This window comes from Paraburkholderia sp. BCC1886, from assembly GCF_900996245.1.
Taxonomy (GTDB): domain Bacteria; phylum Pseudomonadota; class Gammaproteobacteria; order Burkholderiales; family Burkholderiaceae; genus Paraburkholderia.
Genome location: NZ_CAAJGK010000011.1, coordinates 153,749 through 168,863 on the forward strand (window position 1 = coordinate 153,749; position 15,115 = coordinate 168,863).

Below are 15,115 nucleotides of genomic sequence, written 5' to 3' on the forward strand. Positions count from 1 at the left end.
TTGTGATCCTGCTTGTGAGCCTGCTTTGTGCTTGATTATCCACTGCTGTCCTTACGTCTCGATTGCTTCGCTGAGATCGATAAGGGCGACCGCGATTTGCCGCAAGTTGACGAGGAGCTTTGTCAGCATGCGCAAATTGTGTTCGTGAAGACCGAAGTCGGCCGTATCACTGGACTGCATGAGCCTACATAAAATCAGGGCGTTTTCCTTGAAGGTGATGAGCTCCTTCGGGACGTCCAGATAGAAGCCGTCATGCGAGGTAAAGAACTGGGATAGGGGAACCTGCTGGGTATCGATCGTCGACCATTGGTGGCCGAGTATCGATTCGCGAGCGACCGCCGCCTTGAGCTTCAGCAGCTCCGCGTTGTAGAGGTCGATCTTGGGAAAAAGGGTTGAGATCGCGCGCCCCGCGCCGTAGCTGTGGCGGTAGTCCTCAAACAGACCGACATCCAGATGGAGCAGGAGGTTTTCTAGGAGCTTCCGGTTAGGCTGGAAGTTCGACTGCTCTTGCGCTTCGCTACGCAGCGCCTGCGACATCGCACGGTGTTCTTGAATCGTGCGCCGGTGCTTCCAGCGCGAGAGCCATTGCATCATTGTCTTTTTCCTTGTGTGTAGGACGAATCATGTGCCTGGTGACAGGTAGATGATATGTAGTCCAGATTCTTTTCACTTCAGCCCGCTATTGGGCGTGACACCAACCCGTACCAAAAGGAAACAAGATCATGTCGATCATTCAATCCGCAGAAACCGTCGCTGAATCCATCGTTGCCAAGATCGAAGCCGAAGGCCACGACGCTGCAGCGTTCCTCGAAGCCATCGTCGCGAAGGTCAAGGCGAAGATCGAAGGCACGGCAGCAACCGATGTGGCGGACGTCGCCACCGATGTCGAGGACGACGTCGATCCGGCAGCCGACACGCCGGCAGCTCCCGCAGCCAGCACGGACAGCACCGCGTCCTAAACCGTCTTATCGCAGGAGAACATGATGTCCGAGCAGGACTTTGAAAACGAAGAGCTGTACCCGGAGATCACGCCTCCTGCGAAAGCAGCGCCTCAAACCATAGAGGTAGAGGTGCTGCCTTCGGATGACCACGTCCTCAGCTACACCCAGCGCCAGCGCCAACTCCTCATCACAACCATGATGGGCGAGAAAGGCGAGAAGCTCAGCGAGCTCGACAAGGGCGAGAAGATGGTGGTGCTCCATGCGCTGGACGGCATGGACCGGCAGGCAATCTCGAAGAAGCGTCTTGATACCGACAAGGAAATCAGCGCGTCTCAGGCCGAAGTCGCCGGCATCATCGCTCAGGTGCTTGCGGGCACCGTGGGCAGATCACCGGGTGCAGTGGGCGGTCGCAAAGATGTGCCACAGTTACCGACGAACATCGCCGAGCCGGAGTTCGTGCCCGGCGAGATTTCTGTGGACGCGCCCCAGATGGACGTGGATACGTTCATGGCTCAATCCTATGACCAGGGACTGAGCCAGTAAGACTCGCTTTTACGGTGCTCATGACCTCCTCCTACTCCCTACCCTGTACAAGAGGGTAGGGAGTAGGAGGTGGCTTTATGCCGTTGCGTCGTCTTGGGGTTTGATGATGCTGAAGTATTTGATGTCGATCAATTCCAGCCCCACCAGGCCGGAAGCAAGCATTGTCATGGCTGCGAACGGGTGAGCCGCATCTCTCACGAGGTCCTGCAAAGTCTTCTGATCGGGGCGCTCGCCAAAATACAGCGCCGGCGCGATGAGACTGACGTCAGGCAGGCGTGTCGTTGCAAAAGCTTGAGCGTGCACTTCCATCCATGCTTGAAAGTCGTACATGAACAGCATCGCGTAGTTTGCTTTGACGTGGGTTGGTGTCAGCGCTTGAGGACTAATGGTGACAAGCTCGACGGGTGCAGTGCTCCCGACGTGGACTGCCACGGCTTTACCGATGGCCTCTACCAACTCAGGATTCAACTGGTACGGGTACGTATTCACAGCGATTTTGACCCCATCGAAATAGGGACGTGTGATCGCCATCTCGCTCAGATTCTGAGCAAGGCCACGCAACATCGTAGACAGCAGAGTCAGACCGGAGTGTTGCAGTGTTTCGACATTTCTTTCACGATAAGCTCGCTTGAACTCTTCGGTATCAACTCCCTCGAAGACATCGTGCTCACGCGTGTGGTAAGCATTCTGAAGCGCGCGAACCGCAGTATCTACCCCCATCTTAGCTAAAGTTCCGAGCCGCGTATCCAGGATACAGTCCAGCTCGACCAGTATGGTCTCAATCTTATTTGACGTAGTCATTGCCGCTGTACGACAGATGTTTTTACGCACGGGGCCTCGATGCCCCGTGGCCCTTCAGGTCATTTTCCTACAGTACTGCTACGCCGGCGTCGTCGAGGAGGCAGGCGCTCGCTGGCGCGGCGGCTTCTCCTTGGGCAACTCAGGCGCTTTCACGCACAGCTGGATCAATAGCATCGTGACCAGCCATTTATTCGCCATCAGCAGTCCCTTGCATGCCCGCTCTTCAGCAAGCGCGTCGAGAATCGGCTGAGGCATCGCTGGGAATCCCGTTATGCCTTGGGGCATCCCCTGGCCCGAATCGCCGCTGACAGCAAACGCAAGCGATTCCACCAGATGCGCGTACCGTTCACCCGTCGCCCCCCAGCGAGAGTAGAACGTGAAGCCGAGTGTCAGGATGAAATCACGGATCTCTGGGTCCGTGAATGCAATCTCGACAGCATGGCCAATGCCATCGGCACTGGCAATCATGAAAGGCTTCTCACGCAGCACCAGCGAGTAGACAAATTTTCCGAGTCGCTCTTGCGGCTCCGGGCTCATCGTCTTCGTGTGTCCGAACACATGGTCGAAACTGTCCACGAAGACCGCCGCAGCGTCGGCCCATTCTTGCGGTAGAAGACTCATGATACAAGTCCTGCAGGTTGTAGGTGCATGCTGATCAGCATGGAGTTCAGCGTCTGTGTGGACTTCACACCGCCGCGCAGATGTTCAATGGCTTTCTGCGACGCACCCCCGGTGCGCGCAAAGCTGTCATTGAGTGCGTTGAACCCCTTGGTGTCGCCACCACGGATCGCCGTCATCTCGACAATGTTCTTGTCGAGCTTCAGCGCTGCCAGCACCTGTGTCTCCGGATACGAGATCCGCGACGCTTCCGACTTGCCAGAAGGCTGCCCCGTCAGGTCATCGACACTGCGGTTGTCTTCCGGCACGGACATCTTCTTGACCTGCAACTGCGCCTGACGACGCAAGATCATGTCGCCCACCAGGTATCGCACCGGTGAGAGATAGGGCGGGATGTCGTTGCCCGGATCAATCCAGAGCCGCTCGAAGAAGTTGTGGCCCAACTCGTCGGCAAGGTTCAGGTTGTTCGCCACCGTCACTTTCGCTTTCGCGAAGTTCGGTGCAATCACGGCAAGACGGATTTCCTTGCGGCCGAGCTTCCCCATGAAGTCATCGAACGTCTCGTCATCCATCTCAGCGAAGAGATCCTTGTAGATCTGGACGTTGCTCGTATCGCCCGGCAATAGCTTGCCGATATATTCGAGAATGAACGCCTCGCTTTCCTTACGTTTCTTTTTCATCCTTCACCCGTTTGTCCGCATCCACCAGAAAGATCGTGGGCTCGATCTCACGTCGACGTGCTTCCTCAATCATGTTTCGGGTGCCGGTGGATTTACCGTCCCAGAACACGACGAGCTTCGTCATGACGTTTGCCATCTCGGCATTGCGCTGATGCCCCGCCACGACGTTGTAATCGCGGCCAGTGCGGTGATTGCGTCGAACCACCGCACCAGGCACAGTCAGATCGTCCCACTTCGCCGGGAACTCAGTCCAGGCGAGACCATTCTCACGACACCAGCGAATGGTCATATCATCAGCGCCAGTACGGGCCTTGCCACTGACGAAGATGAGTGAGGTACCGGGATGTTCGCGAAGGACGTAACCCTCGAGTTCCCGAACGAACCGATCGTAGTCGTTGAAGTTCCGACTGCCTGCCACCACGATCACTTCGTCGAAGTCCGCAATCGCTTCATGCGACAGCGGTGCGTGTTCGATCAAGCCAACAGCGGCAGCTCGTGCGTCATGATGCATGGCAGAACTCCAACGGTGAACAGGCGCTTCCAGTCGTCGACGGACCCTTCACGATCCACGAGGCTGTAACGGACATCCATCGTGTCGATCTGCTTGACCTCGTTCAGGCGACCGATAATCACACGCCACGCGCGGTTGATCGCGAAGCGCTGATAGTTCTGGTCTTCCAATGAATCTACGCCGGCCTGGAGGTGCTTCAGCCAGTCGTGCGGGCGCGGGTGTCCCTTCTCCTGCAACAGCTCGGTGACCCAGGTCACGAGGTTGGAGGATGGTGGATTACTTTGCTCCGATATCTCGGAGTTTTTCTCTACATCATGAGTCATGGCAGTATTTATTACCCAGTAATCTTATTAATCACGCTAAATGGCGCATTTTTAATGACGCCATTTAGATTTCAGTGCGGTTATTCAGCAGTGGGCTGTTTCGCTTTCCACTCTTTGTAGTAGGCGAGGGCGCTGCCTTCCGGCAGGGATTCAAACCGGCCGTCTTCCATCTGTTCCTGTGAACGGTGCGCCGTACGACCGTCGACCATCAGGTAGGCGTAGGAATCTTTCCAGCCATCGCCTTCCTTCTTCACGTTCTCGTTGGGCAGCCCGGTGATGATGTACACGCCACCTGTCTCCAGATGGCGCACCTCTTCGCCGATGCGGAACCTGAACAAGCCCGACGTGGCATCGAGCTGGATCGTGAGCTGCTGTTGCAGGTACGGGTGCACCCCAGCGATCTGCTGGCGCTTTGCGTCATCCATGGTGTTTTCCTCAGGCCGCAGCCAGGTAAGTGAAGCCGTCGCGTTCCGCGCAGCGCTGGATCAGATCGAGGTACTGCGGCAACGGCTTCTTGTCTTCGCCCATCCAGTACGGGAAGTAGTGGTCGCGATCTTCCTTCGGCAGCGTCATGCGCAGCAGATCCATCGTCGAGAGGAAGGGCAACTCGTGTTGCTCGCCGTGTTCGTGCGTCCACCAGCCGCGGGTCGTCAGCAGAATGCTCCAGTCGAAGCCATCCGCTTTCAGCTTCTCGTAGAGATCCTTCGGGGCAATCTTGAACTCGGGACGCAGCGTGTGCCACAGGTAGCTCATCTGGCACATCTCGGAGGTGATGTTCAGTGCCCGGCGCAGCATCGGGTCGCTGTCGATCTTGCGCCGCACCGTGGTGCGCTGCAGTTTGACCTCCGGATAGATCGCGAGGCTGTAGTTGATGTTGTTGCCTTCCAGCCCGAAACGACCCTGCTCCTTGATGTGGTGGAACTCGGTAAGCGACGGCAGCACGCCTTCCTTCTGGGAGACGATGAGCGTGAACGCCATGCCCGACACACCTGACTTCGAGCGCAGGTTACGGATCTGCACTGTGTTCAGGTCGGTATCGAGCTTGAGCGTGTCGTCCTGGTTCCGTGGGTATTCCGGCGCGCGGTTGCTGTCGAAGAGCGGTGCCGAGTTGAAGCAGTGCCAGAGATTGTGCGTGATGAAGGTGAACTTGTCGGTCACGCCCTTGATCTTGTCGCCGTTCTTCAGGTGCTTGAGCTTCTGGATCGGTACCGAGCCAGCGGGACCAGCGTTTTGCAGCGTCGATTCCTTGCCGAGGTGGGCCACCATCTGCAGGTAGTCGTAGGCCTGACCATGCAGGCGCGGAGCTTCCATCAGGATCCGGGTCTTGGCCAGACCCTGACGTTGGTGGATCATGTTCCCGCCGCCTTCACCCAGATCGTTCTTGTCCTGCATCTCGATCACGTCGCTCGTCTCGAATTCCGAGAACGAGTCGATCTCGGTGAACGTCGGGATGAGCATGGTGAACGCACCCGTGCGCTCCCGGTTCCAGAAGGGCGTATTGACAACGATGTCCTTACGCTTGACCTTCTCCTCGAGCTCCTTTTTGTGCTCCTTGTACCACTCGTCGCCAACGTAGACCGTCTTGTCGGTAATGGACCAGCGGCCAGTGTCGAGCACATCTTCGCCGTGGAAGGCTTCGATCCGCGATACCACTTCACGCTGGTGATCTTCGTGGATGTTCACTTCGGTGTCGTACGTCTTCCCAGTCGAAAACATCATGCGCGACATAGCCGTCAGCGTCTGGAAGTGTTCGAAGGTGGACTTGAAGTTGTTACCAATCCCCGTGTAGCCCGTGATGGCAGCAAGGCCACCGTTGAGCACCGATTCGTTTCGGCGCCCCTTGATGTAATGCCCGGTGCTGATATCGAGCCCCGCGCCGATATTGATCATCAATTTGATGTGGGCCGCAGGGGTCAGTTTTGTTCGGAGGTCAATTTGCATTGTCGAGTTGCTCGTACATAGCCCTATGAAAAGGCGTTGGTTTTCTGACGGCGTTTCAAACAATGGCTCGACCAAAGTAATTTTATAGCGCAGCTCTGCCTGTTCTTTTTATCTCCGGACAACTACATGACAACCCTGCTTGAGAACCAACGCGCCGTGGTGGCGCTCGAAGCGTTTGCCCTGGAAGACATCACTGGTCTCTTGCACCGGGTGTTCCCTGCGATTCACCAAGGCTTTCGTACCCTCTACGACGAACTGATCTCCCCCAATGATCAGAGCGTGGCGCCGCTCACGGCTGACCAGGCGAAATTCCTCAAGCTGATCACAGGCCGCAACTACATCTCCATCTCGCCGCTGCCTGCTCGGGTGCCGGAAGGGCTGAAGGTGCCGTTCCTGGTCTACGGAGAGGCGCTGACCACAGCGAGCAACCATGCCGCGAAGATCCTCGACGAGCTCTCTGTTTTCACGCTCTTTCTGGGAAAGCTCATCAACGAGCACACCTACCAGTACGGCACCGACTACAACCCAGCCTTCTACAGCAAGATGCGCATCGCCCGCGTGCTGGACAATAAGCAACTGGGCGCCTGCTTTCAGCCGGGATCGACCAAAGCCGAACGCACCTTCGGCGACGTCGTCGGTCGTAACGCAGACTGGCGCAGTGTCTTCGAAGTCGCGAATCTGGTGAGTGCGACGATCGAAACCGTGAACCGTCGTACGGTCTTGAAGAAGATCGAGGAAGCGGGCCAGCTGCTAGATGTGCTGGAAAAGAAGATCGCGCGCAAGGAACTCGACGGCATCACGCCGGAGATGATCACCTCGCTCTCGGCCGGTGCCTACGAGATGGGTGAACAACTGGAGATGTACAGTGCGGTCTGGTACAAGGTGCAGGCTTTCGTCACGGCTGTTAACGAATGCACCCAGGTGGTCAACCGTGCCTTTGACCGGTAAGCGAACGGCATAAGAGCCAGAGGAGACCCGCGAAGGTCTCCTCTGGCTTGTATGACGCTTGGGGGGGTTATGCCTGAACGGTACCCCAGTTGTGCAGGAGTTGGCCGACGTCTTGCGCCATCTTGCCTTCATCGTCATAACGCATCCACTGAGGCATGACGGACACAACACGAGCTCCCAACCCCCGAACGTCCCTGGGTTCATGCAAGGTCTTGATGTTGACCTCCACGCCCAAGTCCAACGGACGGTTGCGCCAGATAGCGCGGCTGATATACACCGGGAAACGGAGGGCGGCGTCGTCGCTCGAGAGCTCCAGGATCTTGTTCAGCTTGTGCAGCATTTCGCCGTTGATTTCCTGGGGAGCCTTGAGTTGCGCCGAAAGCGAAGCAAGGAACAACAAACGCTTCATACGTGCGGATAAACGTCGGTCCAGAAATGACGAGCAACGCGCACGAATGACGCTGTTGACACGATACATTGAAGAACTCCGTAATGACGCAGCACTACGCTGAGCGTGTGGTGTGGTGGTTGTTTGCATAGCGCTTTTGTGCGTCTTGAAAAGGATGAAGATGAGGTTACGCGACAATCCTCAAGTTGCTGTAGACGCCCGCATAGATCCCGACATCCCCTTCCGCTTCCACGACCGTGGCGTAGCGAAATGCCTGAGGTGACTCGGGCCAGGTGATGAGGGTGACTTTCGGCAAGCGTTTTTCCAGCCGCTTGAGAGAGTTCCGGTTCAGCAGATCGATGCTCAGAGTCAACGTCACCGGGACCTGCGCAATTTGATCTCCGACTTTGCGGTTCGCCTGTACTTCCAGAGCGGCAAACCCGACCACAAACTGCGGTCGCAATTCGTAGGTCAAGACGGTCTCACCCTTTTTGCCAACAGGTTTTTCACGCGCCTCATAAAGAATACCGGTCAGATCGGTGCACGTAACGAACGCATCTCCCGACTTGTACATATCCAGCTTGTCGGCCAGATCGGAGAGCGCGTTCACAGCACGCATGGCGATACGCTCGGGTCGCAGCTCGCGCAGGAGTGGCTTGCGTCGCCCCCCAGCACCCGGTTCTTCATCGAGGCAGTTGAGATCCAGCCGGCTATGTTTCTCACGCGGCATGGCGATATCGCCATAGCGCATCAGTTCCTTATGGGTGCCGCCTGAGAAGAGCTGATCGAGCCGCAACATCACGAGCGAGTCCATCCCGCTGGCCATCCGGGTGACGTGGTCTCGGACAAGCTCGATCGCAGGATCCGGCTCCTGAATTCGCACCACCGAATAGGCGCCATCGCTAATGCGCTTGCCCAGCATTTCGTCTTCGGTGCCGTGCTCCCCCAGATAGTACTCACCCGGCTTGTGATACTCCGCCAGTGTGTTGAAGTACATCCGGCGGCTCGCGATCATCGGATGGCGATCAGCGTCGTACTTCCAGTAGCCTTCCGGCACGGTCGTCGTGATGTCCGAGCGTGAGATGTGTTGCTGCGCAAGCTCCACACCGATCGTCGCCGACTTGTCCGCGTCTTCGTTGCCGAGGTGACCGTTGTGACCTTTCACCCACGCAAACTTCACCTCCACGCCCCGGTCGAGCAAGCGCTGACGCACCTCGTAGATATCTTTCCAGAGTTCCACGTTGGAGGGCGCCTCACCGTTGGCCTTGAGCCATCCATTGCGACGCCACCCATCCATCCAACCTTCCATGCCCTTGCGGACATACTCGCTGTCGGTGGTGACCAGCACACGTTTGAGGTCGTAGTTGAGGGCGTGTTCGAGCGCGCGTGTGGCAGCCATCAGTTCACCGACATTGTTCGTCGGTTTCTTCGCCTGGTCCAGCACGAGGATAGAACCGTACCCATCCACGTAATGGATGGGCGTGACCTCCACGACGTTCGTCCGCTTGGCTGCCTCGCTCTTGGCAAGGTAGCCTTTGGCAGTCAGGATCCAGTTCGGATTGCCTGCGCCTTTCTTCGGTTTCTCGTCCGAATAAAGAAAGCCGTGAATACCCCAGCCACTTGGGCCGGGGTTGGGTTTGGCTCCGCCGTCCGCGTAAAGGGCCATGCCGCACGTAGCGACCGGTGTTTCGGGCAGCGCGATACCGCTGAGCTTTCCCTTGCCTGGGGCTAAGATCTGCTCGACGAACGCAGGGACACCCAACCCGATCTGGACGCTCGCGTCCTCCATCGATACTTCTACATCTGCAATGATTTCGCTCACGTTCGTGGACCTATGGTGTCTTTGACTACACCATTCGCGGCGCACGTCAAAAAATGCCGGAGCCTTATTTGGGCAATGGGGCAGGTGCTTTCTGGAAGTCATCGCAGCGTTTCAGGTAAGCCCGATACGCCTTGGTCTGAGCGACGCTTTCAGCGCGCACGTACTCCTGCAGCGCTGCGATATAGCCACGCTCAATGTCATTGATGGCCTTCGTGTCATCCGGCCGGGTTGCCTGCAACTGGGCAAGCGGCGCGATGGGCTGCACGGTGGGGGTGGGTGGACGGTAGGCCGGGCAAACTCCCGCAGTGCGCTCCGGTACCGGCACGATCACCGGGACAGGGGTTACTGCAGGCTTCGCATTCGGGTCGACGATCTGATCTTTGGGGATGAGTACGATCACCCCACTCAGGTGATTTCCGTCCACGCCCTTGACAGTGCTCAGCTCATCGGGGGTCAGCCCTACGTAGCGCGAGCCGTTGAAGCTATTGCAGCCCGAGAGACTGAGCAAGCCTACGGCCAAGACGGTCTGGATGAATGTCTTCATGGTGGAATTCCTGAAAGTTGGTTTTCAGTGCTTGACTGGCTTCGCGCCAAAGAGGGACTCAAGACCTTGGTAGTTCTCCAGCTGCGCGTTGGTGGCCGCGTCCGAAGCCGGCTGCACGGCGCTGGCGCTTGCAGGGACCGTGGGTTCCGCATCGTCGTCCTCAGCATCGGGCTCGCCGCGCGTGTCCTGAGGCAACTGCTTCTGCTTGGAGAGATGGTCGTAGGCGTTCTGGAGCTGCACATATTTATCCAGCAGCGTTACCAGACGAATGTCAGACCAGATATTGAGGACGTTGAAGGTGATGCTCGCCATGACGGCGATGCTGAAGATAGCGCGCCGGCGATTGGCGCGAAATGCTTCGCGCAAGCTCTTGCCTTCCAGCACCATTTCTTTGACGAAGGGCCATGCGCTCCATACGAGCTTAAAGATGAACTCGATAAGGTTCATAGGTCGACCCCGTAGTAGGTAATTTTATAGTCTGGATGCAACTATCGAGATGGGCTTACCCCCATCTCAGCGCGATCTCACGGAGAGAGAACACGATGTACACGCTTAAAGGCTTTATCAATAACGCGGCGTTTGTGAACAACACGCCAGGCTCGACTGCGGTCATCGGGGAACTCTCAACGCAATCGAGTACGTACTCGCTCAGCAAGGGCTATTACTCGGATGACAGCGTCGCGGATCTCTCGCTCGTGAGTTTCTTGAGCCAGGATTCCGCCACGGGTGCAATCGAAGCGCCTGCCGACATCGCGCTGCAGGTGCTGCAGATCGCAGCGTTTGTGTATGCGCAGACGCAGGCCACACCCAATCCCGGTCAGATCGCCTCCACCACGCTGCTTGCGAGCCTGCTCGCGCAGTTTCAGACGAGCGCAGGCAACTTCACCTGCGGCACGATGGTGACGGATGGAACCTACTGGGTACCACAGTGGCTGGCGTGGGAGAACACGACCGATACGACGTACGGGTCTGTCGCCACGAGTGATGCGAATTCGAACGAGATCAAGATCTGGTTCACGGACGCAGCGTTCAACGCCCAGTACGATGAATACGACATCGTGGTCGTGCCGCCGATGGCAACGCTCGACAATTTCTTTACGACCGCGTCGAATGTGAATGCGTTGCTGAGCGCGCAGACCTTCGTCGACACGATGACGCTGATCCAGACGGCAAAGGGCAACAACCCGGAGTCGCTCCTGGAAGCGGAGTCATACAACTACGTCGATCCGACGGACGCGACGAATTTGATTGCGACGAACTGGACGGTGCTGATTTACGGCATTGCCGGCAACACGGTGGACGCGATTGCTGAAGCCATCATCGACTACGTCCTCGCGAACAGCTCGCACACGCAGGCAGAGTGGACGGCGATTCTGCCGGACCTTTTCAAGCGCACCGAGTTCACGCTCGTTCCGATGTGGGACCAGACAGCGATCGCTGCAAAGACAGGTGGACTGCCGGTGTATTCCCCGGTGGCCAATCCGTCCCGCGCGCTGGCGATGATGACGGAAGTGGCAAGCACGTACACGGATGATCATATTAATTCCAATACGTGCGTCCAAACGTTCCCCTACAACAACATTGCGCTGATCAGCTGCGGCTCGCCGAACAACGCCAATGCGGCGTATCAGCTCGAAGATGTCTTCCCGGACATCCTGTCTGTGTCTTCCCAAAGCCTCGATTTCGGACGTCAGGCGGTGACCACGCAGGACTTCGTGCTGCTGGTGGCCAGCATGTTGGCCGCCGCAGAAACCATGACGGAATACGGCAGTCCCCCGACGGGCATGACCACGCTCACGCGGAACAACATCCTGTATCTGGTTGCGACCTACGACGCGATCAACTACCTGATGGTGGTCAAAGCCAACTTCCCGCTGGCCAATGTATCGACCTTCGGCGCCGATGGTGTCTACGTGGCACCGACAACAGACGGCAGCAGCACAACAACCACGAGCTAATAGAACAGGGCTACCATGACGACCCCTTTGACTCCGAATCTCAACTCATCGGGTAGCTGGAACCTGACTGCGCCGTTCGCGGCACTCCTGACATCGAACGTCTCGTACAAGTGCGTTGCCATCCGCTCATTGAGCGACCTGATTGCTGCCGGCGCTGATCCGTATTCGCTTTACTACTCGGCGAACGGTTTGACGCAGGCGGACTATCAGGCCGACGTCACGGCTGGCGCGTCCATCGTCTCGTTGCAGTCCTCGAGCGGGAGTTGGGTGTATGTGCCGACGACCTACATCAGCCAGATGCCGGGCCAGAACAACATCTCCTGCACGTCCATCGTGCTGGGGGTGAACCTCGGGCCGCTACCGGATTCGCTGGACCTCACGTTTGTGAAGACGCAGGTGGCCAATGCGGTGACCGATTCGCTGGGGGTGTCCAACCCAACCGTGGTGGGCCTGGCGGTTTCCGCCAAGACGCTGATCAGCTCCGCGGAAGCGGCTGCGGCCGCGGCGGCACGTCAGGCGGTGATCAACTCCATCGGTACGCCGACGGCGCAACTCATTGCCGCGCAGAAGACCGTCACCACGCAACAGACGGTCATCACGTCGCTTTCGGAGTACATCCAGACGCTGATCACGTCAGGTGTCATCCCGTCGGCTCAGATACCCGTCTCAGGCAGTACGCCCACGGTTCCCACCGTCACTGCGATGATCGACGCGAGTGTTCTGCCCAGTGGGATGACGCTCGATTCGACGAATATGGTGGTCACCAGCACCGAGAACGCCTGGCAAACGGCGCGAACAACGTACGCACAGTCGATCGGCCTCTACTACGCAGAAGCCACGATCACCCGGCTGGCGGGGGCGATCGGCTTTGGGTTGTGCAACCAGAGCGAAGCCGCAGACGGCGAACTGGGTGCCGATTCGAACGGCATCATGATGTTCAACAACATCGCCAACGTGACCAGTGGTGTGTTCTATCTGGGCGGGGTGGTCGACACCATCGGCGACCAGGCGCCGCCGCAGGGCACGACAGTGGGGATCGCGGCGAACCTGACGTTGGGTCTGGTCTGGTTCTGGAACCCAGTCACCCAGCAGTGGAACGGCGACTCACTGGCCAATCAGGACCCGGCAGGCAGCGTCGGAGGGATCGACATCACCAGCATCTGCCGATCCGGTTCGAATGCCGTCCAGGTCTATCCGGCGATCTCACTCTGGCAGTTGACGGACTCGGTAACGTACAACCCGGGCAGTAGTGCGTTCTCGAACACGATTCCGGATGGCTACTCGGCGTGGAACACGGATGCCAGCGCCACGGTGTCGACAGGTAGCACCACGACGACGACCCAGGTCGCCACGCTCGATCCGGTGAATTCGGGTACGGGCGGCACGCTCTCCAACAGTAACCTGACCTTTACCTCGTCCGGGGGCTGGCTGGTATCGCGCTCGACGAACGCGCAGAATGCTGGCAAATACTACTTCGAAGTCACGGTGAACAACATCGCCGGCGGGGTAGCGATCGGTGTAGCGAATGGGCTGGCGAATCTGGGGCAGTCGCTTGGTCTCGACGCAAACAGCATCATTGCCTACGACGAGCTGACGTATGAGCCCGGGTCCGGGATCTTTGCCAACAATGCATACGTGACGGGCACCATGGCGACGGAGGGCGAGTTCGCGATGGCTGCAGGGGCGGTGATCGGCGTGGCAGTCGATCTCACGAATGAGCTGATCTGGTTCTGGAATCCGGCAACGAGCCAGTGGAACTGTGACGTGATCGCCAATCAGGACCCGAGTACGGGTGCGGGTGGGATCAGTATTGGCGGTCTCACCGGCGTGGCCTATAACGGTTACGTCTACGCAGCCGTCTCTTGCTTCAGTACGGGCGACTCCGTGACGGCCAATCTTGGTGCGGCGGGTTTCACCAATCCGCTCCCGGCGGGATTCAGTGCGTGGGACACATTGGTGCTGACCGTATCGACCTAGACCCCGCCGTAGGCAAGCGGCATACAGGCCAGGGCAATGCCCTGGCCCTTATGTCCGTTAGTTGTATTGGAGGTTCGGCGCAGTGATCGATGTCGTCGCATTGATGGACGTGGCCGTCACCGGACCCACCACATTCATGCTGCCTTGAAGCGTCGCATTGCCGGCGATCTGAATCTGCCCCGTACCCTGTGAGCCAAAACTGCCGGAGTTGGCCGCAGTCACCATATCGCCATTCAGCCCGAACGCGCCGTTCTCGGTGAAATTGCCGTTGTGCGTGGTCTGGGTCGACTGGATCGTGGACTGCGTCGCGGTGACATTCCACGTGGTCAGATCCATCGTCAGCGTCTTGGTCTTCATGGTGATCGAATCGGGGATCGTCATGGTGAGCGTCGTGCCCATCATCTGCAAGACAGACTGGTCCCCGTTACCCAACTCCCAGCGGTTCTGGGTGGAGTCGAGCGTCAGGTAGTTCCCCATGCTGTCCTGCAGTTGCACCTGACCGCCTTTCGCATTGATCTGGAAGTCGTAGGTGGCAAATTCACCGTTCGCTTTGGACGTGTGCAGGGTGATCGACCCGGTGTGCGTCGAGACTTCGAGGAAGTAGCTGTTGTCCGCGGTGGTGCTCGCGCCTTCTTCCTGGGTGCCACTGAACGCATAGATCACCGTCTCCAGCTTACGCAGGTTCGAGTCATCCATCAGCGTCATCCAGAAATACTGGTCGGCGTCCGCAAACTGGTAAACCGCTACGTATGCGCCGCGCCGCACATCCGGCGATGTCTTACGGTTCCCGACACCCTGCTTGAACCACGTCGCCTTGATGGTGTTGGACGTGGCAACAGAGGTGTTGTAAGCCGTGCCGGTTGCATCTGTGCCGGTCGCGGTTTGGGTTGTGCCAGCGTCCGTGATAGCCCCGTTCAGAAAGGGCAAGTGTTCGATGGGAGTGACCTCGATGACGTCACTGGAAAGCGACTTGTTGGCAGCCACAATCCCCACGCTGTAGAACTTCAGCATAGAGGCTTTGATATCAGGCATAGCGTGCTCACAGACCGCGTGCTGCTCCGCGGATAAAAGTTATCTCACACGATTATTCTCTGTGGGCAAAACCGGGAAGAGAGACAAC

The 15,115-nt window shown here is 58.0% G+C and carries 18 protein-coding genes; 5 read left to right on the forward strand and 13 right to left on the reverse strand.

What is annotated here, in order from left to right:
• Positions 1–51 precede the first annotated feature (51 nt).
• On the reverse strand, positions 52–594 hold the full coding sequence (locus FQ746_RS00870) for a hypothetical protein (RefSeq protein WP_144106720.1): 543 nt from the start codon (positions 592–594) through the stop codon (positions 52–54).
• A 128-nt stretch (positions 595–722) separates the two neighbouring features.
• Between FQ746_RS00870 and FQ746_RS00875 the strand changes: the two genes are divergently transcribed.
• Positions 723–959, forward strand: a complete 237-nt coding sequence (locus tag FQ746_RS00875) for a hypothetical protein (RefSeq protein ID WP_144106721.1) — start codon at positions 723–725, stop codon at positions 957–959.
• A gap of 24 nt (positions 960–983) precedes the next feature.
• Positions 984–1,484, forward strand: coding sequence for a hypothetical protein (locus FQ746_RS00880; protein WP_144106722.1), 501 nt, complete (start codon positions 984–986; stop codon positions 1,482–1,484).
• Between the two features lie 75 nt (positions 1,485–1,559).
• On the opposite strand, the gene FQ746_RS00885 is transcribed toward FQ746_RS00880, so the two are convergent.
• The 7 genes from FQ746_RS00885 to FQ746_RS00915 form a co-directional block, all read right to left on the reverse strand.
• Positions 1,560–2,315 (reverse strand): hypothetical protein, encoded by a 756-nt coding sequence (locus tag FQ746_RS00885; protein ID WP_144106723.1) that lies wholly within the window; start codon positions 2,313–2,315, stop codon positions 1,560–1,562.
• Between the two features lie 48 nt (positions 2,316–2,363).
• The gene (locus tag FQ746_RS00890; protein ID WP_144106724.1) at positions 2,364–2,906 is read right to left on the reverse strand and encodes a hypothetical protein; all 543 of its coding nucleotides are present in this window, start codon (positions 2,904–2,906) and stop codon (positions 2,364–2,366) included.
• Positions 2,903–3,583 carry a hypothetical protein gene (locus FQ746_RS00895; RefSeq protein ID WP_144106725.1) on the reverse strand — a complete coding sequence of 227 codons (681 nt, stop codon included), beginning with the start codon at positions 3,581–3,583 and terminating at the stop codon, positions 2,903–2,905. Before FQ746_RS00895 ends, FQ746_RS00890 begins: the two co-directional genes overlap by 4 nt.
• Entirely contained in the window at positions 3,567–4,094 is a 528-nt protein-coding gene (locus FQ746_RS00900; RefSeq protein ID WP_144106726.1) for an SLOG family protein, read from the reverse strand. The genes FQ746_RS00895 and FQ746_RS00900 overlap by 17 nt, the downstream gene beginning before the upstream one ends.
• On the reverse strand, positions 4,058–4,417 hold the full coding sequence (locus FQ746_RS00905) for a hypothetical protein (protein WP_144106727.1): 360 nt from the start codon (positions 4,415–4,417) through the stop codon (positions 4,058–4,060). The genes FQ746_RS00900 and FQ746_RS00905 overlap by 37 nt, the downstream gene beginning before the upstream one ends.
• A gap of 80 nt (positions 4,418–4,497) precedes the next feature.
• On the reverse strand, positions 4,498–4,842 hold the full coding sequence (locus FQ746_RS00910; RefSeq protein ID WP_144106728.1) for a hypothetical protein: 345 nt from the start codon (positions 4,840–4,842) through the stop codon (positions 4,498–4,500).
• 10 nt (positions 4,843–4,852) lie between these two features.
• Complete coding sequence (locus tag FQ746_RS00915) at positions 4,853–6,433, reverse strand: hypothetical protein (protein WP_186310588.1); 1,581 nt, start codon at positions 6,431–6,433, stop codon at positions 4,853–4,855.
• Positions 6,434–6,484: 51 nt separating this feature from the next.
• On the opposite strand from FQ746_RS00915, the gene FQ746_RS00920 reads away from it, so the two are divergent.
• The gene (locus FQ746_RS00920; RefSeq protein ID WP_144106730.1) at positions 6,485–7,306 is read left to right on the forward strand and encodes a hypothetical protein; all 822 of its coding nucleotides are present in this window, start codon (positions 6,485–6,487) and stop codon (positions 7,304–7,306) included.
• 67 nt (positions 7,307–7,373) lie between these two features.
• On the opposite strand, the gene FQ746_RS00925 is transcribed toward FQ746_RS00920, so the two are convergent.
• The 4 genes from FQ746_RS00925 to FQ746_RS00940 all read right to left on the reverse strand — a co-directional run bounded on the left by FQ746_RS00925 (position 7,374) and on the right by FQ746_RS00940 (position 10,507).
• Entirely contained in the window at positions 7,374–7,784 is a 411-nt protein-coding gene (locus FQ746_RS00925; protein WP_144106731.1) for a hypothetical protein, read from the reverse strand.
• 97 nt (positions 7,785–7,881) lie between these two features.
• On the reverse strand, positions 7,882–9,516 hold the full coding sequence (locus FQ746_RS00930; RefSeq protein ID WP_186310589.1) for a ribonuclease H: 1,635 nt from the start codon (positions 9,514–9,516) through the stop codon (positions 7,882–7,884).
• Between the two features lie 64 nt (positions 9,517–9,580).
• Complete coding sequence (locus FQ746_RS00935) at positions 9,581–10,060, reverse strand: hypothetical protein (protein ID WP_144106733.1); 480 nt, start codon at positions 10,058–10,060, stop codon at positions 9,581–9,583.
• A 24-nt stretch (positions 10,061–10,084) separates the two neighbouring features.
• The gene (locus tag FQ746_RS00940; RefSeq protein WP_144106734.1) at positions 10,085–10,507 is read right to left on the reverse strand and encodes a hypothetical protein; all 423 of its coding nucleotides are present in this window, start codon (positions 10,505–10,507) and stop codon (positions 10,085–10,087) included.
• A gap of 95 nt (positions 10,508–10,602) precedes the next feature.
• On the opposite strand from FQ746_RS00940, the gene FQ746_RS00945 reads away from it, so the two are divergent.
• Both FQ746_RS00945 and FQ746_RS00950 read left to right on the forward strand, forming a co-directional pair.
• A complete protein-coding gene (locus FQ746_RS00945) occupies positions 10,603–12,018 on the forward strand; it encodes a hypothetical protein (RefSeq protein ID WP_144106735.1) in 1,416 nt (471 codons plus the stop codon).
• A gap of 15 nt (positions 12,019–12,033) precedes the next feature.
• Complete coding sequence (locus FQ746_RS00950) at positions 12,034–13,995, forward strand: hypothetical protein (protein WP_144106736.1); 1,962 nt, start codon at positions 12,034–12,036, stop codon at positions 13,993–13,995.
• A 57-nt stretch (positions 13,996–14,052) separates the two neighbouring features.
• Here the strand turns inward: FQ746_RS00950 and FQ746_RS00955 are convergent, their stop codons facing one another.
• Complete coding sequence (locus FQ746_RS00955) at positions 14,053–15,027, reverse strand: hypothetical protein (protein ID WP_144106737.1); 975 nt, start codon at positions 15,025–15,027, stop codon at positions 14,053–14,055.
• Between the last annotated feature and the right edge of the window lie 88 nt (positions 15,028–15,115).